Genomic DNA, 18898 nt, shown 5'->3' with positions numbered 1-18898 from the left:
TGCTATTGATTGCCTCCATTATTTTGATTGAGTTCAATTGCTTGATCTCTGAAATTCTTCCTCATCATTGGTTGAGGAGCATAACCATTGACTGAACCATTGAGATTCCCGCGCGTATAGGTAGGCACATCGCGTCTTTTTCCTTGATAATTCATATCAATATCTTTTGTTGTAAAGTTTCGAATCACTGGGACAGTCCTTCTATCATCGATGGGTTGAGGAGCTGGATCATAGGGATTATAAACCATTGGCACCTCAGATACAATATTGTTTCTTCTTCCGAAAGCAAAACGCAGTCCAAGATTGACATTAAAAACCGTATTATAGCTTCCAAAGAAGCTTGTATCAAATGCGCTATACATTCTAAAATTATCGGCAAATTTCACATCTGCATAAGCGCTGAGCATCAATCTAAAATCTCCCTTTTGCTTTGTTTTAAAGGTCGTTGATTGATCACTGAAATTCAATTCTCCTCCACTATTGACATCATATGCAAGAGAAGTTCCGACTTTAAGATTGCTGCGTATTTTTTCCCCAAAAGCCTTTCCATAAAAAACGCCCAACCTCATCATTGCTGGTGCATTATGCCCAAGAGTTGCATGGATGGTCTCTCCGCTTACATCAATAAAATCTGTTTGTATCCCTTGAATGTATCCACTTGTGATTTGAAATTGTGGCTCGATATAAGAACTCTTCCTTTTTTGCCCTAAATAAAAGGTATAGCCCAACTCAAGATTGGCCAAAAACTTGTGATTTTTAAATTTTGGTTCATTGTGTTTGAGAGCAAAGTTGGAGATCGCAAACTCGCTTGAGGTATAGATATATTTTGCAAGCAGATCAAAATAAAATCCACTATGTGCCTTAAAGACATTATAAATCCCCAAAGCAAAGCTTGATGCATTTCCAAGATAGTCTTTGCTCTCCATATTCATCCCTGTGAAGTTAAAAAATGCACCCAAGAAATTATGCCCTGTCAGTCCTATAGCGTTGTAGTCAAACCCACTCCAAATCGAATAATACTTATCCACCGCACTCGTGCTATAGTCATTGGCATCTTTGCTTGCTTGACCGATAAAGGATCTCACCCAAAAACCCTGATCTCGCTGGATATTTTCAAGTCCTCCCAATCTCCGATCCAAACTATCTGTTTCAACAGCAAAGATTCTATATTGACTTTGCAAAATTGAGGCGATGATTTTAGAGCTATAACTCATCCCAGCAGGAGTTGTTTGCCCCAAAATCCACTCAAATCCTGTGCCAGTTTGTGCATTTTCTTTCAAAATCTCCGTGTCATAGCGCGTCAATCCCACTTCTGTTTGCGTCCCTATAAAGCTTACTTGGGTATTTGCATCATTGACTTTAGCCAAAACAATCCGCTCATCAGGACTTCCGATCTTAAAGGTATCACTGCGATAACTCACCTGAATCGCATGCTCCCCACTTGCATTTTCAGCCAAAATATAATCTGCAAGATTTGTCCCCAAATCCACATACACCCTAAATAATCCGTGATTTCCTACAAGGTTTTGGATATGCAACTCTCGCACATAAGTTTGATGATCAGGGGGAGGAGGAATCGTTCCATCTTCCAAAGGATCGGGTTTTTTGACAAGCTCTTTTCTCACACGCGAAGACGTCTCATGATCTCCAAAATTCATCGTCAAATCTACAACGCTCAAAGGACTCTTAAGCACAGGAGAAAAAATAGCCTGACTGATTAGTGCATCTTCGCTATTTTGGATATCAAGTTTCACAACTTTAGAATCTCCAGTCACCGCCCATCTTCCTCCAAAATCACCCGATTCTCTTAGTTTGACCTCTCCACTTGTAAAGTGATCTTGCAAAATCACTCCTTGCAAAACCCCTCCATTTAATTCTACATTGAGCCTGCTTGCTGTATCAACAAGGGTTGTATTGAAATTGAGATTCCCATTTCCTGTCGCTTGATATGTGGCTTGTGTTCCCTCTTTGAGTTGGATATCCACCCCTTCAAGGCGTGATTGACTTTGTGCTTGCACGCTTAGCTCAACTTTGGAAAAATCTCCCTTTGTGATTTGAGCATGACTTGAATTTTTGGCAACAATCTTTGCAAGAATCGAATTAAGCTCAAGAGATCTAATCACCTCCGGATCCTCTTCTCTATGAGTATCATGCTCTGCATGATCAAATACCAAATCAAAGCTTCCTCCACTTGCACTGATTTTGTTTGAGATCAATCTAGATTCCTCAAAGAATAAAGATGACTTGATATTTTTAAGCTCCATTTCCCCTCTAAAAGTTGATTGAGCTTCAAATTGAAGGGTTAGGGATTTTTCTTGGTTGGGTTGAGCGGTTTGTGAGAGATTGAGTCCTACAAAAGATTGTGATGCTGTGATGCTTAGATCTGAATCAGTTAGCTTTGCAGAATGAATGGCATCAGGGGCATTAATTGTTGATTGTGTCAGAGTGGCTACCAAAGAAGAATGATCAGCCTTGATCGAAGAAGTGAGTGCTGAGTTTTGTGCAAGATTGATTGTTGAGGATACATTTGAGAAAGTGATCCCAAAAGGATTTTCCCCTGTTGCTGAAGTAATTTGAGAGACAGATGCGTTAAGCAAAAACTCTCCCTCAGTTTGTGTGATATTCCCCCTAAAACTAGAAGAAGAAAGAGAGATAGAGGTTTTAGTCGCATTGGTCGCACTCAAATCCCCCTCAATCAAAGATTGATTCTCTCCAATCAATGAAGTTGTGCTTTTGTTTTCTGTGAAAATATTGCCTTTAATGAAAGACTGCTGAGTGAGCGAGATCGTATTATCTGGACCCCCAATGATTTTGACTTGATTTTGAATACCTGAATTTTGAGCAAACTTAAGGAAGGACGAATTGGCCTCTGTGATTGTTACTTTTCCTTCAAACAAAGAATGATCTTGGAAAAGAATATTGGATTGTCCAAAATGCTGATCAAAAGTCCCATGAAGCGTTAGACTTGAAATCTCCCCTGTAAGAATAGAGACGGATCCTGCATCTGTTCCCCTTGTAGTGAAATTCCCCATAATCTCATTATTTTCTGGACTTCCTGTGAGATGGGCAGTGGTATCGACAAACTCGATATTCCCTCCCACTTTTGAAGTATTGCTTAAATCAAGGTTGATTTTTCCTCCTGTGGCTTGAATATTTCCCTTGATTTGAGAGTGGTTAAACTTGATCGTGTTTTCACCATTATTTGCCACAAGATTCCCACTAATCACACTTTCATTTGCAAAACTCACATCAGAGTTTGTATTTGTAAGCAAGATATCTCCACCAATCTTTGTTGAATCTGTTTTTCCTTTAATGCCTCCTGTATCAAAGGTAATATTTCCTGTGATTGTGGAATTGAGCGTATCAAGCCTCAAAACCGAATCTCCACTTCCTTGAATATTTCCATCAATCGTTGAAGCATCCATTTTTAAAAGTGCATGTGCGGCATCTTTGAGTGTCAAATCTCCCGTCATTATCGTGCCTGCTAGAAGTTTGAGCGTATTATCATCTCCTCCGCTAATTGTGTAGTTTTTGAGAGTTGAATTTTCAAAGACAAGAGAGGAGCTGATAGCATTTGTAATAGTTGTATCACCTTCAAAAGAAGAATTTGTAAAGGTTGCATTAGAGATCCCTCCCATCTGTGTATAGGTCCCCTTGAGTGTCAATCCATTCATTGACCCATTGAGATTTCCTCCATTTTGAGCAAAATTTCCTCCAATCTGATTCCCAACTCCACTCCCTGACAATGTGGCATCAACATTATTAAGCGTGACATTTCCTCCTACAATTCCCTTATTGGATAGATCAAAGCCAAGCGTTCCTCCCGTCTGAGTAATGTTTCCAGTCAAAGTCGCTTGTTGAATTGTAATTGAGCCGACAGTATTGGTGTTTGTAATGCTTCCTTGAAATGTAGAATCTTGCTTGATGATTACTTCTTGTTTATGATTGGTTTGTGTCAAATCTCCAATGAATTGAGAGTTTGTATCAACGATTAGTTTCAAATCCGCATCTGTCACTTGCATTTGAGGGCTTTTAATCACTGAGTGATTTTGGGCTGTCAGATGGAGAAATTTGCCATTGACTGTGATATTTCCATCAATCTCAGAATCATCGACTAAAATTGTCGTTTCATTGTTTTGTGCGCTAATCCCTCCAGAGATTTTTGATTTGTTATACAAAGAGAGATTGGTTGCTCCATTGGAGAGAGAAATCCCATCTCTAATTTCTGCTTTTTGATTTAATGTCCCCAAAATCTCTCCCCCCTCCTGTGTGATCCCCTTGGTTGCTCCATCTCCGGAGATGAAGGACTCATTTAAAAGAGTGAAATTGAGATAACTTTGAGTTGATCGCAGTCCTTGTTGGATAGAAGATTGACTATTGAGCGTCAATGTCCCCTCTTGGACAGAATCTAAGATCATTCCGCTTTTAATAGATGAATTTGTAAGGCTGATTGGATTAAATCTTCCTCTAGTTTGCTGATATTTCCCCTCTATGCTTGAATTGATCGCACTCAAGTTCATATCCCCCTCAGTCTGAATGACATCTCCTCCAATCTTTGAATCTTGCATTGAGATTGTTGTATTGCCCTCATTGGAAACATTTGTCTTCACCTCAGAGTTTCCCAAAGAAAGCACTAAATTTGAAAAGTTTGTCCCTGTGATGCTATTGATCACTGAGTTTGCTGTCGCTCCAACACTCAATCGACCCCCATTTTGCGTCAAATCTTGTGCTTGAGATTTCAGCAAAATCAAAGAGTGGGAGCCAAAAGTCCCAGAAAAATTTTGCATCTTGCTTTCTGTTAGATTGATCGCTGTTTTACCTTCTTGTGCCTCAACATTGACAATCTGAGATTGCGTGAAGATGAGATTGGCATTTTCTGTGTTTTTAAGCGATGTGAGACCTTTAAATGTGGAATTTGCAAAAGAAAGATTGCTTGTTCCCCCCTCTTGTTTGAACATTCCCTCAAGTGTCAATGCATTGGAAGCACCCTCAGAGTTTGATGCGATCAATTCTAAATTTTGCTTAAGCGTTGTATTTTCACTATACAAGCCAAATTTGGCATTATCACTTTTGACAAGACCGCTAACTGTCACATTGGTTAAATCTAGGCGCATACCCCCACGGCTTTGCGTGATTTGTCCATTTACATTAGCCCCTACAACTGTGATTTTATTATCACTTCCATTCTCCCCTCGAATATTTCCATCCACAAGGGAGTTTGTTTGAAACTCAAGCGTTCCTCCGCTTTGTGTGACATTCTTGATTTGGGTTGCCACAAGATGAATGATATTTGTAGAATTTGTTCCGCTAAAGTTTTTAAGATTTTCTACATTAACTAGCTCTCCAGACAAAGCTCCTTGAGTTTGAGTAATATCTCCTTGGTTGAAGTTCCCATTGGCCACTTGAAGTGTATTGGTAGAGTTTGTCCCAGTAAATCCTCCGCTAATATTTGTGCCATAAGAGAGAAAGTCCAATTTCCCTGTATTTTGCACAATCCCTCCCTCAAGACTTCCATTGGTCATCGTCACTTGATTGATGGAGTTATTTGTCCCAGAGAATCCTCCTGTGATCTGAGTGTTTGTATTTATCATCTTCAAAGAACCGCTGCTTTGCTTGACACCCTCGCTGATACTGCCATTTATAGTCTCAATCGTATTATCCGAATTTGTCCCTATAAAGCCCCCTGTGATAATGCTATTTTTGGCTACCAAGTCTAGCTTTCCTGTGTTTTGTTGCACACCATTTGTAATCTTGCTCTGCGTCATCTCCACTTCATTGTTACTTCCCCCCTCGCCCACAAATCCTCCAGAAATAAGTGATTCTGTGATTGTGGCTTTGAGATGTTCTGAGCTTTGTTTGAAATATCCATCCACTTGCGTCTGTGAAAGCTTCACTTCGGCTTCATCATATCCTTGGATGTGCCCCGTGATCTTGCTTCCTGTAAAAGAAATCGTGCTTTTCCCTCCCCCAACTGCTCCAGCAATCGAATCATATTGCAAATTTCCATCAAGTAGTGTTCCTGGAGTAAAGGTAACGGTGTTGTTGCGTCCAGAGGCATTGACATCTCCAACAATCTTGGCAGAATCATTAAAAGTGATCTGCGTCTCTCCATTGGTCACTGTAATATTTCCCTTCATTGAAGAGTTATTTTTGAAGTGGATATCTGAGGTCCCATTGCTTTGAGTGATATTCCCTGTGAAGGTTGCTTGATTTGAAAAATCAATATCACTTGTTCCGCCACTTTGGGTGATTTGTCCTTGAAGAGTTGCATTGTCTTTGGCATCAAGCTTCATCTCTCCCCCAGACACGCTAATCGTCCCATTTTGCATTTTTGAATCATTAGAAAAAGCAATATTGGACTTCCCGCCTTGAGTATTGATCGATCCACCAATCATTTGAGCATTATTATCAAAAGCGATATTTGTCGTGCCTGCAGTGATGTTGAAGTTTTCATTATTGGCTTGTGCATGATCTTTAAAAATTAGAGTTGTGTTTGCACCAAAATTAGATGTGCCATTTTGAATCTTTGCATTTTCACTAAATGTGGCTGTTGTAGTCCCCCCTTGGGTATTGATCCCTCCAGAAAGAAAAGAATTCCCACCAAACCCAATCGTTGTCGTGCCACTTTGAGCGATGATCTGCCCAGTCATATTTGAGCCCTCTTGAGCATTGAGCTGATTTGTCGTGCCTGCAAAGGTCGTATTTCCTTGAATCTTGGAGCTATTGCTTAAAGAAACTTTAGAAGTCGTATTAGAAAGCTTAGAGTTGCCACTCAAGATAGAACTATCTTTAAGTGAAATAATCGCTTCAGTTCCAGAAGAAGTGATTCCATTTTGAATCATCGCCGAGTTGGATAACTCAACGCTAAGCTTTCCTTGCGTATTGACAACTCCTCCAGAGATTTTTGAGCTTCCTAAGCCAGTGATAGTGTTTGTGTTTCCACCTGTTGTGACTTTTCCGCCAATCATCGAATTATTTTCAAGTTTGATTGTGTTTGTTGTGGCAGTAGAGGAAACATTTCCCGTGATTGTTCCACTGCCTGCCAAACTAGCCTCAAAGCTCGTCCCACTTGCCGTGACATTCCCCACAATCCTTCCATTTTGTATCAAACTGATTTTTGTGGTGCCCTCATTAGTGATATTTCCCGTAAAGGTGCCTTGATTGCTCAAATCAAGAGATGTTCCCGCTCCTCTCCCTGGAGTTCCCGTAAAATTTCCATTAATCGTGCTTCCTTGAAGCATTTCAAGCTTGATATTTGCCCCAGATTCTGCATTGATATTTCCTGCGATTTGAGATCCTGAAGAAAGCTTGATTTTGGCTTGAGAGTTATTGGTAAATTTCATCTCTCCTGTGATATTGACCTTTTTTCCACCTTGCCCAAGATTGACTTTTCCATTTCCTGCGTTGATCGCCCTTTTGCCCTGAGCATTGATCGTCACATCGCCATCAAAAGTCAAAGTGCTATCTGCAACCTGAAATGCATCTTGGATATTGCTGCTAGAAGTATTGATAGAAACATTAGATTCAAAGCTAACAGTAGGCCCTCTAATCTCAAAACCTCCTCGATTAGAAGAGCCCGAATTTCCCGTGATCGTAAAGTCAATTAAACTCCCCTGAGAGCCAATTGTATAAGGTCCCCCTCCGTTATAGCACGCAACGATTCCACACGCTGAACTAATGGCTGAAGCATCAACATTGACTTTTAAGGTTCCACTTGTCAGAGAAATACCACTATTATTTAAGACTTTTTGACCCTGACTATCTTTATTGATCGTTACAGTATCCCCACCTTGAAAGCTTGTTGTCGCCCAATCTGTATAATCTGCCCCTACCAACAGATTGCACAAAACAAAACTCAAAGTCGTATAGCTTCTTAGATTCACCGATTGTTATCTCTCTTATAAACTCTACCTGATGAACGCTGTGCATCATCTCGATATTGTGGGGTGTATGTATCCCTTTTACTGCCACGATTATACTCTCTTTGCGGATTGGATTGGTAACTAGGGACATACCTATCTTGCGGGTAGAAGCGAATATCATTCCTCTCTGTTTGAGAAGATTGGGAGGGCTTGGAATTCTTCTGATAATAATCCCTCTCAAAAGCCTCGCGCGTAGTACCATGATATTTCATATGATTGAGCTCATCTTCTTGCACGACAGGAATCGTTCTTTGTATATTTTTGCGCTGATAGCGAATCTTAAATCTTTCTGGATCAGCAGGCGGAGGGGGTGGTGGTACATAGCGATCCCCAAAGCTCCATCTCACCCCCATATTAAAAGCCACATTTGAAGCATACTCACCCAAAAATGCAGAATCTAACTGCATATAAACTCTCAAAAATTTCTCCACCTCAATGCTTCCCATCGCTGAGATTCCAACATCCAAATCATATAAAAACGCCTTTTTTAAACGACTTCTAGAATCATATAAAACAATCTCCCCTCCATTATTAAGGCTATATTCTACAAAGCTCCCAAGCTTCAAATCTCCTCTAAACCCCTCATTCCACTCATAGCCAAAATAAAGCGATGCGCGCGCGATTAAAGGGAATTGCACCTTCAAATCCCCAAAGATTCTCTCTCCATACACATCCCCTACCTCCAAACCTGTTGGCAAAATCACCCCACTCACTAGCCTCCCTTGAGGCTCAAGATAAAATAAATTCTTGACTCTTCCAAAGCCAAATTTCTTGCCCATCTCAAACCCAAGCGTCAAAAGATGCACATTAAGCGATGCTTTTCCATTGAGATTGTTTGCATTGGCAAATTCAAATGAAGTGGGAGAAAAAGCGTATTTCAAAATCACATCATAATAAAAACGATTGTGAAAAATCGAAGTGTAATAAAGATTTGCCCCATAGGCTTGCGTATTTGACTGATAAGCAGAGTTTTTAGAATCCATCAAACTCACTTCAAACCCTAGCCCCAAGAAATCAGTGCGATTAGAATACAACTTATTGACATCATACCCCCCAGCAAAACTCATCCACACATCTTGGGTTTTAAATGTGTTTTTTGTCTCAGCAAGATTCCCAAGCCCTACGATATAGCGTGCATACAATCCATGATCTTTGGGATAATCCCTCAAATCTCCCAACCTCAAAGCAAGAGTTGAATTGGTCGCATCAAACAAGCGATAAGGAGTATTGAGTGCCGTGCTAAGCACTCTAGAAAGCGCACTATCTCCATCAGGAACAATGCTAGAAATCACCCATTGGGTTTTGTTTTCGTTAATACGCCTTGAGAGGTTGGTCTTATAATTGGTCAATCCCATTTCTGTCACTCCCCCCTCAAAAGTCGCTTGAGAATCCACTCCATTGATCTCAAAAACCACCATATTATCTGCCTCTGTGATACTTTGGGCAAGATCTTGTGTGAAAGTTTTTGGATGATAGAACATCTGTGCAAGATGCGATCCTGTAGCTTGAGAAAGACTTACCACATCAACTCCCTTTTGTGCAATATCTGCATACAGCACAAAAGTCCCTCCCCCCTCCAATTGATTGGCACTCAATGTCCTTTTTACCCAAGGTTGGCCAAAGCGTCCTAGTTTCAAATCCACAGAAGATTCCTGCAAGCTAAGCGTGCCAATCTGACTATCTCCCTGCATTTGCCACACTGAGCCTGACATCAAAGATACATCTGTCCCTCTTGCATTGCTCAAAATCGCATCAAGCTCTGAACCATAAAGCTCAAACTTTCCTTTTGCTCCCGCCGCTTGAGCATAATTTAAAATCCTTGCACTTGAATTAGAAAGCACAAGATTGACTTGAGCGCTCCCAGAAAGTTTGATATCACCATCAAAAAAAGAATTGCGATTACCCAATTTAAGTGTCAGACTTGCTCGATCAGAAAGATCTAAATTCCCATACAATCTCACTTGCTGATTTTGATAATTTCCTCCAGCATTGATTGTGATTTTGGAATTTCCCGCTCCTTTAAACAAAGAATGTCCCTGCGCATCTACAGAAAGGTCGATATCTTCAAGATTAAGCACAGAATCTTTGACTAAAAAAACCGCTTGAGGAAACACACTCCCCATAGCAAAATTAACAGAAAGGTTGCTATTGATATCCAAAGTTGCACTATTAGTCAGTGCAAAGAATCCAAGCTCACCCTGTGGATTTAAAGTAGAAGAGTTGATTGCAAAAACAAGATTTCCTTTGTTAAATGTGTATTTGTTTCCACTAGAACAAAATACAAGTCCACAAGATTGATTATTCCAATTTCCAGAAATATTGGCATTAATCGTTAGTGTCGCGTAGGGATTGGTAAAAAAGATTGAATCTTTCAAAACAAACTCTTCCACCCCGCTTGCATTGTAAGTGAAGTTTCCAATGGTGTCTTGATTGATTCCCGCAGGAGGCAGTTCTTTCCAGTTTTTGATCTCTAATCCCCAAAGACACAGCGTCCCAAGCCCCAAATACAATAATAATTTTTTACTTGCCATATTTTCTCTCTAGCTCACGCTGATAATAAGCCTTAATATCTCCCAAATCCCTATGTTGCAATGCAGGCAAGTTGCGATTTTGATAATTTTGCTCATTGATTTTTGTATCAATCCATCGTGAGCTTTCTCGAATCAGCCTTTGGCGTTTTGCGTATTTGAGATCATCTTGCACATAAGGAGAGTCGCGACGATCTTGCATCTGATATCGCGATTGCAATTCATCTGGCTTAAGGTGAGTTCTCTCTTGCACCCTTTGACGAGAAAGATCAGATTGATAGAGCATCTCTCTTTGGACATCTTTGAGCGTTCGCTGATTGCCTTGGATGGGAGCCTTTTGTGTATATTTGCGTCCAAACATAAACCTCATCCCCACATTCACCCCATAATCCACCCTACTTGATCCAAAAAATTCCATTTTCCCCCCTATAAACAATCTAAAGTGCTGGTTGATATGCATATTACTTCCAAGCGTGAGGAGCAAACGCAAATTTTTCCTTGCAATCATATGCGCAGAATCCCAAAAAAAATCCGAATCCAAAAACCCTCCAAACGCCAAATCTCCCTTTAGATTCCCCAAGAAATTTATCCCCAAATATCCTCCAGCCCTCACCCAAAGAGGATAATATTCACCAAGATTTAAAGAGCTCGGAATCCACCCTCCACTAACACCCACCAAGGGTTGAAAGAAAAAAAGTCGAGCAAAATTTGCACGATATCCTAACTCCAAGTTTCCCATCAAAAGATGTGATCTCATAGAATCTCGCCCCATATCTTGCAAAGAAAGAGCATATTTAAAAGAGGAGCGGATATAAAGATTGCTTTGATGCATATAAACATGATATAGCGCAAGTGCCAAAGTATTGGCCACTCCTGATTTGAGCTCTTCCTCATAGTCCTTAGAATCAATCCAAGAGTGACTATAATCCAACGCAAACCCCAAAAAACTCTGCCCGCTTTTCATGTGAAATGCATAATCATATCCTGCTTGTGCTAAAACACTTCTAATCTCTGATTGCTGAAGGAATGAAGTATGATCTGAGCTTTGTTTGGTATAACCTACATTTGCCCATATTCCATGCTTCAATCGATTCGTCCTCAAATCACCCACGCTCAATGCATTGGCATGCAAAGAAAAGAGATTGAAAGTATGATCTTGCATCGCTCTAGCTTCTATCCCAAAGGAAGAACAAAAGCACAAAGCACAGCAAGTAATGACTTTTCTCATCGTCTATATCCCTTATTCAAACCATCTTTGATACTTTGCATATCGCGTGTATTTTGTGGAATCACACTAGGAGATATCGACTGATTCTGATCCCTTGTGTAATTCTTTTGAGGTGCAATGATTGGCTCTTTTGGTTCATCAACAAAAACAGGTTCCCCTTTGGGTTTATTTGTCACTTGTGGAGTGATTCCATACTGAATCGTATCTGTAGGTGGCACTCCTCCATAAGGGCGTTGTTTGATTTTTACAGGAGGCTTATAGATGGGTCGTTTTCTTCTGCCATTGTAATTATCCAAAATACCTTGAGTTTCATAATTTTGAACCTCTGGAATCGTCCTGCGATCTTTGCGATACATACTGGAATCAAAAACATCTTGCTCTGGTGTGACATAGGGCATTTTAGGATGTAAACGCCCAAAATTAATCCTTACCCCACCATTGAGTGTGAAAGTTGAGCTAATCTGACCAAAAAAGGATGTATCCAAATCAACATAGATTCGCCAATACTCATTCAAAATCAAATTTGTCCCGACATTCAATCTCCAAGTGAAATTTCCCCCATGAGTTAGCGTCATCTTGTCAAGAAAATCCTCCAAACGCAAATCTCCACCTGAGTTGATATCATATTCAAAGCTCGTCCCCAAATACACATCCCCCTTCAAAAAGGGCTTATTAAACTCACGCCCAAACATCAACCCCGCTCTAAAATTTGCTGGAATATCATAATCTAGTCTTGCTTTGATCTCTTGATTACTCCAATCTTTGAAATTCCACGTATTCCCGCTAATAAACCCAAATGTAAATTGTAATTCGGGTCTAAGATAATAAAAACTCCTTTCAAAATCAGGTGTTCTAATAGGAAGACGAAATTTTTTTCCAACCTCCAAAGACCCTACCAAGCCATGTGTAAAAAACTTAGGATAATTGTTTGCCAAAACCTCAGAGCGTATTGCAAAATCATTGTCTGTCAAATAGTATTTGATCAATCCATCAAGATATAGGCCATTATCAAAAATATAAGTATCATAAACCGAGATTCCATAACTTCGCGAGCTTGCGTAATAACTCTCTCCACTAAAATCATCTTTCTCAGCAATCCCATGATTTCTAAAAGCCGTTGTATTAAGTGCCAATCCCAAAAAATTCTTCCCACCAAGGACCATATAATTTTGATCATATCCAAGCCAAATTGATGTGAACTCATCCCAAGAAGCCGTTGTTTGATCTGTGGATTTTGAGCTTAAGCGTCCATATTTTGTCCTCAACCACACGCCATGCACTCTTGTCATATCGCGCAGTTCCCCCATTCTTTGGTTGAAAGTATCACTCTCCATCTTAAAAATCCGATACTGCGATTGAAACAAAGAATCCAAAAGTCGTGACAAATAAGAATTATCTGCTCGTTGCACATCTGTAATAATCCATTGCCAGCCATTTTCCAATTGGCCATTTGCTCCTTGATACTGCATCATCTCTTTTTTGAGATTAGTTACATAGTTATAAACCCCTATAGGCGTTACAGCACCTACAAAATCAGAATCTGAGGCGATATTATTTTGTTTTGCTACCACGATTTTATAATCTTCCAAATTTTGATTTAAAAGCCCCTTGTCAAAATTTGTCGGATTCCAAAAAACCTGCATATAATGAGTGTTGAAGACCTGTCCTGCAATGATTTGATCAGTAGCGATCGTTTCCTCCAAAGCCCCACCATTTTCTACCCTCGTCCAACCTTCTTTGTTCAAAGCTCCAGTGATGCGGAAAACCCCATTTCCTCCTCGAATCTGATTGGCACTCAAAACAAAACGACTATCTTGTGCGTATTTCAACACATTTCTTAAGCCAGCCCCTTGATTCTCAAAGCGCATATCAACTGCTGATTGTTCTTTGAGATCCTCAAAATTTTCCTTTGTGATTTTAGAAATATCATTATTAATCTCAAGATAGTCAATGGTGTTACTTTGGCTCATCAGCCAAATCCCTCCATTATTTAGCGTAATTCTCCCTTGTGTGGGGATCTGTGCACCATAAGTAAAATCCGCATACAAGGAAGAATGATTGACATTAAAAGTCAAATTTGCTTGGGAGAGCATATTTGACTTCACTTTTGCCACAGAATCTCCTGTCAAAGAAAAGTGCACATTGGGTGCTCCAGCCTGCCTATCATGCAAGGTCAAAGCAACTTCTGCATAGCTTCCTCCAGTGAGATTGAGGTTTGTTGTCGAGGTATTTACAGCCTCTATTCTTCCTTTGAAAAAAGAATCTGCATTGGAGAGATTAAGCGTAATCGTGCCTCCAAAATTTGCGATATCTCCAGTGAGTTGGACAAGAGAGCTGTAATTGGGATTGACATTAATATCTCCAGCATTATCAAAAATCATCTTAGCATCTGTGATCCCTTGATTTGGAAGAACATTGTTAAAAACTCCTGTTGCTTGAGACAAATCCACAACAAAATCATTTGTAAAATTCAAAGTCGCTCTACCATTGCGAAAAACAGAAAAGATTTGCGTGTTTTCTGTCGCTGAAATATGAGTTTTGACCCCCACATCAAATTTCGTATTTGCTCCATTGAAGTTAAAGATGCTCTTTGCAAATCTTCCTCTCTCTGCCTTGATTAAAACACTCAAGCTTCCTGATCCAGTCCATGATTTTTGCGCATTATCAAACCCATAAATGGTCGCGGACTGCTCGACTTGATCGACTAGATTCACATCCACATTGATGGAAAGATTGCGATCAAAGACAATACTTCCATTATAAAAATCAGATCCAAGCGCTTGACCATTGGTTGTGACATTTAAAACACTATCTTCATAAATAGTCAATGGATCATTAAGCACAGGCTGTTGTGGAGGATTCAAAGGATCATTGGCTTGATCAAGTTGCCACCAAAATTGCGCATCAACAGCTTGCAATGTTTGAGCCAAAGCAAGACTTAAAATTCCAATTCCAATTTTTTTCATTATTTCATCAGCGCCTTTAAGCTCTCAAGAGGATTTTTTCCTTCAATAATCTTTTGCACCTCGGTCACAATGGGGGTGTAAATCCCCTCTTTTTGGCTAATTTGAGAGATTGCTCTTGCACTTCTCACTCCCTCAGCCACTTCCCCCAAATCTTTCAAAATCTTTTCTATTTTCTCTCCTCTAGATAATCCCAAGCCAACACGATAGTTTCTTGAAAGTGTTGAACTTGAGGTCAAAAACAAATCACCCGCCCCACTCAGTCCCAAAAATGTCTCCATCTTAGCTCCAAAATGCTCGCCAAAACGACACATCTCAATCAATCCCCTTGCCAAAAGCGAAGATTTTGCATTGTTTCCCAACCCTAACCCATCGCTAATCCCCCCAGCAATCGCGATCACATTCTTATATGCCCCTGCAACTTCTCCTCCTACAATATCAGAGCTTACATAAGCCTTGATAAAAGAAGGCATTAGCTCTCTAAACTCCCTAGCCAAGGGAATATTGAGAGAATTGATCACCAAAGCGCAGGGAAGCTCTTGCATGATTTCTGCTGCAAAACTTGGCCCAGAAAGAAAGCACAAAGAAAGAGAGGGGAAAAAATGCTGAAAAATGTCACTCACAAATGCCCCGCTATCTTCTTCAACTCCTTTGCTTGCACATAGTATCTTTGGCTCGTGCGTAGAAGACTTCAAAAAAGTAGGCAAAAACACATCACCCAACCACCCCCTAAGCGCAAATGAAGCAATAGCAACAACATAATAATCACACTCTAACACATCCTCTAAGGAAGCTTGAATCACTGGGTATTTTCCACTAGAAAGATTCAGCGATCGACGAGAACAAATCCTTACTTCATTGTGAAATGAAAGAGCAAAGGCCAACGCTCTCCCCCAAGAACCTCCGCCAAACACACCAATTTTTTTCATACAACTAGTCCTAGAAAAATTTTATTTCTTTATAAACAAAAATAATTCCACTTTTTATTTCAAAAATGCATTTCAAGATTCTAGCTACATATGATTTTCTACAAAGAAATAACGATACAAATGGATTACTTATAGAAATTGGCAAGACCTATATTGAAAAATACCCCCTTTTTAGAATCGGGTTATACTCCAGCCTCCTCACGCTTTTGGAGCATTTCCCATTTTTTATCCACATCTTTTTGGATTTGCTCAATAATGTGCTCATTTTCTGGCTTAAAGAGATGCTTAAAGCGCCCCTGAACTCCCAAATAATCTCTCACAGGAATAATATTTTTTGGCCGATAAGTAATGCGCAATTCATGTCCATTAACAATTTCATACAATGGGAAAACCAAAGAATCAACTGCTAAATCCATCATCTCAACAGTATTGTTGCAATCAAATCTCCATTCTGTTGTACAAGCGCTCAATGCGTTGATAAAAGTTGGTCCTTCCGTATCAAGAGCGGTTTTGATTTTTTTATTCATATCTTTCCACTTATTGGGAGCAACTTGAGCAACATAAGGAGATCCATGAGCTGCCATAATCGCAAGTAAATCTTTTTTCTTCTCTTTTTTTCCATAGCTCACTCGCCCAGCTGGTGTTGTGGAAGTCGAAGATCCAAGAGGAGTTGATCCACTTCTTTGACCACCTGTATTGGCATATACCTCATTATCAAAACACACATAAGTAAAGTCATGACCTCTTTCAAAGCATCCACTAATCCATTGAAAACCAATATCATAAGTTGCTCCATCACCACCAAAGGCTACAAATCTTGGCTTTTCTCCTTGGTATTTTCCTTTTCTCTTCAGTGCTTTATACATTGCTTCAGCTCCAGCAACTGCCGTAGATCCATTTTCAAATCCAATATGAATCCATGGCACATCCCAAGAAGTATAAGGATATACCGCTGTAGAAACCTCAATACAACCCGTTGAGTTTCCAATCAAAATATGACCATCAACAGAATTTAACACTTCTCGGATAATCATCCCATGTGCACACCCTGGGCAAAGAAGATTTGCTCCTTCAAATTTTTCTGCCGATTTTGAAAATTGTTTTAGATTTTTTACATCCTTTGTCATCTTATCTCTCCTTAATTAAATGCCATTTTTTTGCCACGAAGCCCGACAAACTGCTGTGTCTCATGTGTAAGCTTGCCCGCTTTTGCATTTTCATTAAGCTCGTGATAAATATTCAACAACGCTTCTTGCGTCATATCTCTTCCACCAAGACCATAAATATAATTTGAAAGAATTGCCTTGTTTTGTGCATTTTGCAATAACGCAACACCCACTTCATTGAACAACATTCCCATTGCCCCAGCTGGAAGAGAGCGATCCAACATCGCTACAGCTTTGCAATTCTGTAGAGCTTCTGCAACTTGCTTATAAGGGAATGGTCTTAAAGATCGAATGGATACAACACCTGCTCTAATTCCTTTTTCTCTTGCGCTTTTTGCCGCCACTCGTGCCGATTCTACGGTTGTTCCAAGAGCAACAATTGCAACTTCTGCATCACTCATATCATAGCTTTCTACAAGAGAGTATTTTCGACCTGTGAGTTTTGCAAATTCTTCAAAAACTTCTTCAATCACACCAACTGAATTCATTAAATCATGATGCAATTGAGCCTTATGTTCAAAATGCCAATCTTCTTCTGTCTGTGCTCCATAAGTAGCTGGCTTTGAAAAATCCAAAAGAGCATTTTTTGTTTTATATTCACCAACAAAAGCATATGCCTCATCATCGCTCAAGGGCTGAACATTTTGTGCTGTGTGAGAACAAATAAAACCATCTTGATTGACAATTGTGGGGATCCTTACTCTCATATCTTCAGAGATTCTAAATGCCATTAGATTGAAGTCATACGCTTCTTGAGGGTTATAAGTACATAAATTAATCCACCCACAATCGCGACTCAAATACATATCAGAATGATCTCCATTTACATTTAAAGGAGCAGCAAGAGCACGATTAACAAGATTAAGAACAATTGGCACTCTCATACCCGAAGCTTGATACATGACCTCAATCATAAGCGCAAACCCTTGTGAACTTGTTGCTGTAGCAACCCTTCCACCAGCAGCCGCAGCTCCGACACATGCACTCATAGCGGCATGTTCCGATTCCACCATAACAAACTCTCCATCAATATATCCATCACTCAAAAACTTTCCGTAATTTTGAACAATTGGAGTTGAAGGAGTGATAGGATATGCAGCAACAACATCAATCTGAGCTTGACGCAAGGCATGACTTGCTGCCATATTCCCATCCCAAACTTCTATTTTTGATAATTCATACTTTGAAGCCATTCAATCCTCCTTATTTAGTCTCTTTCTGTGGCCATTTTTTAAGCGCATCTTTTTCTTCTTCAACTTCATCAAACATCAACAAAGATTTTGGATTTGTTGGGCACACAGAAACGCACACTCCACACCCTTTGCAGTGAACATAATCTACTCCGCTCATTTTTTCATCTTTGGCCAAAATAGATGCATCAGGACAATAAACCCAACAAAAAAAACAATTAATACAATGTTCAACATTATGAACAGGCTTTTGAACCCTCCAATGTGCAACGCTTGCACTTCTTGAGCTGTTTTCTGTATAGCTTCTTTCTTGAGGCATTTTTTCTTGAGCCTTCATTCCATCTTCATTGAGAGGAAAAAGCACTGAACCGATTTCAAATTCATTCCAACCTTTCATTTTCTTCTCCTTATTTCACTTCATTGTATGCCCTAGTAATCGCCTCACGATTGGCATCAATAATTTTTTGAGGAAGCTTTTTTCCAAGCAATTTAATGAAAGCCTCCAAAAAATAATTCAACTCAAGCATTCCAGATACTTTCATCAAAGCCCCAAGCATAGGTGCATTTGGAATTGGTTTCCCAATAGTCTCCAATGAAATTTTAATACAATCCAAAGTATAGAGCTCTTTGCCTTTCAATTCAGGTTTTTTGGCTACAAGCTCTTCTTTGCTCAAATGAGTTGTAATAATATATTTAGTTTCTTTTTTTTCATTTGCACAAATATCTGCAATAAAAGTCAAACCAGGATCAATCACAAGCACATAATCTGGGCGCATAAATTTCTCATGATTGAGAATTGGACTCTCATCAACACGATTGTAAGCAGTCATTGCTGCTCCTCTTTTTGCTGAACCATAGAATGCAAATGCTTGCACTTGCTTCCCTGTTCCAGCAACAACATCTGCCAACCCCTTTGCTCCAGTCACTGCACCTTGACCAGCTCGACTATGCCATCTTATTTCTAGCATCCAT

General features: G+C 39.8%; 9 protein-coding genes. All 9 read right to left on the bottom strand.

Annotated elements, in window-relative coordinates; genetic code table 11:
• Positions 1-2 precede the first annotated feature (2 nt).
• On the bottom strand, positions 3-7883 hold the full coding sequence (locus LW137_RS04720) for a hypothetical protein (protein ID WP_233033684.1): 7881 nt from the start codon (positions 7881-7883) through the stop codon (positions 3-5).
• Entirely contained in the window at positions 7880-10453 is a 2574-nt protein-coding gene (locus tag LW137_RS04715; protein WP_233033682.1) for an autotransporter domain-containing protein, read from the bottom strand. The genes LW137_RS04720 and LW137_RS04715 overlap by 4 nt, the downstream gene beginning before the upstream one ends.
• Positions 10443-11678 (bottom strand): autotransporter outer membrane beta-barrel domain-containing protein, encoded by a 1236-nt coding sequence (locus LW137_RS04710; protein ID WP_233033679.1) that lies wholly within the window; start codon positions 11676-11678, stop codon positions 10443-10445. The genes LW137_RS04715 and LW137_RS04710 overlap by 11 nt, the downstream gene beginning before the upstream one ends.
• A complete protein-coding gene (locus tag LW137_RS04705) occupies positions 11675-14644 on the bottom strand; it encodes an autotransporter outer membrane beta-barrel domain-containing protein (protein WP_233033677.1) in 2970 nt (989 codons plus the stop codon). The genes LW137_RS04710 and LW137_RS04705 overlap by 4 nt, the downstream gene beginning before the upstream one ends.
• Complete coding sequence (locus LW137_RS04700) at positions 14644-15570, bottom strand: NAD(P)H-dependent glycerol-3-phosphate dehydrogenase (protein ID WP_233033675.1); 927 nt, start codon at positions 15568-15570, stop codon at positions 14644-14646. The genes LW137_RS04705 and LW137_RS04700 overlap by 1 nt, the downstream gene beginning before the upstream one ends.
• Positions 15571-15752: 182 nt before the next feature.
• Positions 15753-16697, bottom strand: a complete 945-nt coding sequence (locus LW137_RS04695; RefSeq protein WP_233033667.1) for a thiamine pyrophosphate-dependent enzyme — start codon at positions 16695-16697, stop codon at positions 15753-15755.
• Positions 16698-16708: 11 nt separating this feature from the next.
• On the bottom strand, positions 16709-17929 hold the full coding sequence (locus LW137_RS04690) for a 2-oxoacid:ferredoxin oxidoreductase subunit alpha (protein ID WP_233033665.1): 1221 nt from the start codon (positions 17927-17929) through the stop codon (positions 16709-16711).
• 10 nt (positions 17930-17939) lie between these two features.
• The gene (locus LW137_RS04685; RefSeq protein WP_233033663.1) at positions 17940-18323 is read right to left on the bottom strand and encodes a 4Fe-4S dicluster-binding protein; all 384 of its coding nucleotides are present in this window, start codon (positions 18321-18323) and stop codon (positions 17940-17942) included.
• Positions 18324-18333: 10 nt separating this feature from the next.
• On the bottom strand, positions 18334-18894 hold the full coding sequence (locus LW137_RS04680; RefSeq protein WP_233033655.1) for a pyruvate flavodoxin oxidoreductase subunit gamma: 561 nt from the start codon (positions 18892-18894) through the stop codon (positions 18334-18336).
• Between the last annotated feature and the right edge of the window lie 4 nt (positions 18895-18898).

This window comes from Helicobacter kayseriensis (assembly GCF_021300655.1).
Taxonomy (GTDB): Bacteria; Campylobacterota; Campylobacteria; order Campylobacterales; family Helicobacteraceae; genus Helicobacter_G; species Helicobacter_G kayseriensis.
This window is presented reverse-complemented; position numbering and strand designations above follow the sequence as displayed.